Raw genomic sequence first — 2,439 nt, 5'->3', positions numbered from 1 at the left:
TGAAAAACAGTATTTCATGAAGCTCGGGGCTGTCTAGGAAACCCGGGGCGATTCATTCCGGCAGCGTGGGGCTCGCCTGGCGGTCGACGATGCCGGCGCTGGCTATTCCAGCATGCGTCACATACTCAATCTGGCGCCGGAAATCATCAAACTGGACATGAGTCTCACCCGGCATGTCGATACGGATGACAAGCGCCGTGCTCTGGCGAGAGGGCTCACAAGCTTCGCGCACGAAATCGGCAGCCTGGTGATCGCCGAGGGGGTTGAGCATATTTCAGAACTTGAGCAACTCCAGCGGCTAGGGGTGGATTGTGCGCAGGGCTACCTCTTGTCCAAGCCCCTTGGGCTTGAGGCTGCGACAGAATTCAGTTTTTCAAAGTAAAAACAATTAGTTGAGACAATAAGCGCCTGTTACAGGTGGCGCAGTACTTAACGCAAAGTGTATTTGATGATTTTGCAACTTAACATAATAAAGATTATGGGAAGTCGAAGAAGGTGGAATAGAAGAATGCGGCCTGCCCATGAAGGCAGGTTTAGACCAGACCAACAAAGGTCGCAACGCCCCTACCATAGGGGCGTTTTTTTTGGCCCCTGCATTGGAGATGCACTGATGGCCACCAAGAAAAACGAGAAGCCGCCAACGCCCGGAACGCTACAACGAACACGACTAGAGCTAAGACCGCTACTAGGAAGCGAATGGGACGGATGGGCCTTCATGCCCGCACCAGGCGGACCCTGTATCGACGACTACCCGCAAGCAATCTACCTGTTCCAGCATCCGAGCTGGAGACGCGCCTTCAACGTCAAAGACCTACAGCAGATGTTTTACGACATCCAGCGTCTGGCTCAAGTACAACACGAACGCGATCGAGCGAAACGTGAACTGGAAGCCGCAACCGAGGCATTACACGCCGCTGAAGCTCGCGCCGAGTACTACCGGCAGCAACTACGCGCGGAATCGCGCCTAGGACTGATGCTAACGCGTCTGGCGGCAATCTAGGCACATCGAGGCGACCGCTGGCCACGCTGGCGGGTTTCGATAGGCCTGCCCATTCCCTCGAAGACTTTTCTGCCAGACCGGCCCCCTAGGAATCGATACGCCAGCAGGTTCGACCGTGAGGTTTTCTGTTCCGTCCGAGCGCTGACAGCTGGCCCCTTGGCCCCGTCCTGTTCTGATGTGTCCGTATGTATAAATCTAGCGCCGCTGCGCGGCGCTTCGGCCGTGGGGCGCTATCGCGGCCCGGTGCGGCAGGGATTGTGGGTGTGTTGAGAAGCGCCAGCAGTCGGCGGACGGATTGCCGGACGCCCGGCAACCGCCGTGGAGGGGCAAAGGTCGCCGCTGGACGCGTCGATCCGTTCCGGCTTCGCCTACGGACTCAAATCGCCTTTGCTGACGATAGGAGCCGGACGGAGCTGGCTTGTAAAGCGGAATGGGGTTTGGGCTTGAGGCGAAGGGCCGCGCGTCACGTGACACTTATCGGTCTTCTCGCTGATGCCAAGCACGAAGAATCAGGACGTGATCCGGGAAGACCTGATAGCGCACCTCATAATCACCAACGAGGATGCGACGGACCTCAAGAGCATCGTATCCAGGCGGCTGGATCAACTCACCGATGCGCGGGTTCCTTGAGAGGATCAAGACTTCCGTCGATAGGGCCTGAGCCGCTGCATGTGCTGCGCGAGGAGCTACGCGGTTGAGGAAGGCACGAAGACGACGAACATCGGCCAGTGCTTTGTGTGACCAGACGACCGTCACTGCTGAGGACTTCCCGGACAAGGCAACTCATGATCGGTATCCCACGAATCTATCCAAGCGGACACTGCCTCATGAGAAACCACATTTCCTGCCGCTGCATCCTCAATAGCCTCAATCGTTTCGCGCATGCGACGGTCTTCGCGATCAAGCCACGCCTGAAGCGCTTCACTAACTACAGAGTCAGGCGTGCGATTGAAGCTACCAGCAGCCGCCTCAAGACGTTCCGCGAGCTTGTCAGAGATGGATACAGTGTTTGGCATGGCTGAATTCCTGTAACAGTTACGGCATTTTAAAGCCAGCACGCCGACCAAGCGCAATCCACGCATCAAGAGCAAGTTGGCGCTCGAGGTCAGACGATCCAGCTTTGGCACCCTCCCCTATGGTACGAACAAGTTGATCGATGGACCAGCGCTTTGTAGCCCTACAGGCAACATCAGCCTGTTTTGCGTCACGCGCGCGTTTTTCACGCATGCGCTGAGCCGAGGACTTGGCATCACCGATAGGAAGACGCCCTGAATCGCCCCCGGTTCACTAGACACTTCGAAGCCTTAAGCTGGCAACCAAGTGGAGGTGTCTATGAGTAGCAAGCGATACACGGAAGAGTTCAAGATTGAAGCGGTCAAGCAAGTGACCGATCGCGGACATAGCGTTGCGGACGTTGCCGGGCGACTGGATGTGAGCAT

5 protein-coding genes are annotated in these 2,439 nt (G+C 56.9%); 3 read left to right on the top strand and 2 right to left on the bottom strand.

What is annotated here, in order from left to right; translation table 11 throughout:
- The first annotated feature begins 112 nt into the window (after positions 1-112).
- Both BGI27_RS17700 and BGI27_RS17695 read left to right on the top strand, forming a co-directional pair.
- A complete protein-coding gene (locus BGI27_RS17700; protein WP_239591175.1) occupies positions 113-382 on the top strand; it encodes an EAL domain-containing protein in 270 nt (89 codons plus the stop codon).
- 228 nt (positions 383-610) lie between these two features.
- Positions 611-1,000 (top strand): hypothetical protein, encoded by a 390-nt coding sequence (locus BGI27_RS17695; protein ID WP_141239800.1) that lies wholly within the window; start codon positions 611-613, stop codon positions 998-1,000.
- 474 nt (positions 1,001-1,474) lie between these two features.
- Here BGI27_RS17695 and BGI27_RS17690 read toward each other — a convergent pair whose 3' ends face one another.
- Complete coding sequence (locus BGI27_RS17690; protein WP_095526086.1) at positions 1,475-1,756, bottom strand: type II toxin-antitoxin system RelE/ParE family toxin; 282 nt, start codon at positions 1,754-1,756, stop codon at positions 1,475-1,477.
- Complete coding sequence (locus BGI27_RS17685; RefSeq protein ID WP_095526085.1) at positions 1,753-2,016, bottom strand: CopG family ribbon-helix-helix protein; 264 nt, start codon at positions 2,014-2,016, stop codon at positions 1,753-1,755. Before BGI27_RS17685 ends, BGI27_RS17690 begins: the two co-directional genes overlap by 4 nt.
- Positions 2,017-2,332: 316 nt before the next feature.
- On the opposite strand from BGI27_RS17685, the gene BGI27_RS17680 reads away from it, so the two are divergent.
- The coding region (locus BGI27_RS17680) for a transposase (RefSeq protein WP_141239830.1) at positions 2,333-2,439 on the top strand (107 nt) is incomplete at its 3' end.

It is taken from the genome of Candidatus Dactylopiibacterium carminicum (assembly GCF_014736495.1).
Lineage (GTDB): Bacteria > Pseudomonadota > Gammaproteobacteria > Burkholderiales > Rhodocyclaceae > Uliginosibacterium > Uliginosibacterium carminicum.
This window is presented reverse-complemented; position numbering and strand designations above follow the sequence as displayed.